The 229-nt window shown below is 60.3% G+C and carries 1 protein-coding gene; it reads right to left on the minus strand.

Features of this window, described 5'->3' with window-relative positions; genetic code table 11:
- The coding region (locus ACR9ZK_RS23910) for a S41 family peptidase (protein WP_481344380.1) at positions 1 to 229 on the minus strand (229 nt) is incomplete at both ends.

The raw sequence follows: 229 nt of genomic DNA on the forward strand, positions 1-229 counted from the left end.
AGCACATCGTCGGCGACGTTGATCGCCTGGTCGAGCAGGCCGCCCGGGTTGAGGCGCAGGTCGAGGAAATAGCCCTTCAGCTTGTCTGCGGGGATATCCTTCTTGATCTTGGCGATCGCGGATTCGAGGTCGGGCGTGGGCTTTTCCGTGAAGGAAATGATGCGGATATAGCCGACATCGCCGCCTTCTTCGCGCGACTTGATCGCGGCAACAGCGATCACGTCACGGA

It is taken from the genome of Monashia sp. HAY1-5C (assembly GCF_056755255.1).